This is a genomic window from Streptococcus sp. GMD6S, assembly GCF_000297015.1.
On the sequence record NZ_AJRH01000177.1, the window covers coordinates 1 to 991 of the forward strand.

At 37.5% G+C, this 991-nt stretch carries 1 protein-coding gene; it reads left to right on the plus strand.

Going from position 1 to position 991, the window contains the following annotated elements; genetic code table 11:
- Positions 1-991, plus strand: a 991-nt coding sequence (locus GMD6S_RS09485) for a Spy0128 family protein (protein ID WP_000309547.1), incomplete at both ends; no start/stop codon positions are given.

Sequence of the window (991 nt, forward strand, 5' to 3'; positions counted from 1 at the left end):
TCAGACGATCCTAACTATGTAAACTGGCGTATCCGTGTTAACCGCTATGCAAAATCTTACACTGGTGTTAATATCCAAGATACTATTCCAGATGGGCAAGTTCTTGCAAGTGAAATCACTGGTTACTACTTCCCAGACTGGGAAAATGGTTACGGAAGAACAAAATTGGATAGTGCTCATGTCCAAGTAACAGATAAGAACCATTTCTCAATTACACCTAACGGTGATGGAACTCTTGATCATAAAGGTTTGTTCATCCTATACCGTACTCGTTTGACTAAACCAGTTGACCAAGTTACTAAACGTGTACTAAATAACGTGTCGGTAACTACAAACGAGGAAGCTCAACCGATTGATTTTGAAGGTTTTGCACCAATTACCACAACAGATGGTATTGGTGGAGGCGCCAAATCGGATGAGGTAGCTTTAGAAGTAACTAAGAAACTTGAAGGTAAAACTCTTGAAAAAGATGCATTTAGTTTCCAACTTCTAGATGACAAAGGTAGTGTTTTACAAACTGTCAAAAATGATGAGAATGGTAAAGTGAAGTTCGAGGCAATCAAATACAAAGAAGCAGGAACTTTTAACTATACCATTAAAGAAGTTAATGATAACAAACCTGGATACACTTATGATGCGAATGTCCTTAAAGCGACTGTAACAGTAGAAGATGTTTTGGGTGAAAAATTAGCGAGCGTCAAATTTGAAGATTCTAAGAAAGAATTTACAAACTCATACGCGGCTAAAGAAGCAAAACTTCAACTTGAAGCTAAGAAAGTGTTGAAGGGTAAAGCTATTGAGGCTGACCAATTTGAATTTGAGTTGAAAGAAAAAGAAAGTGACAAGGTCGTTGCGACAGCTAAAAACGATGCAAACGGTAAGATTCAATTCCCAAAACTTACGCTCACAGAAGAAAAAACTTATACATACACTATCTCTGAAAAAGCAGGTGATGTAGCCGGAGTTGAATACGATCCAAATGCTTATGAAG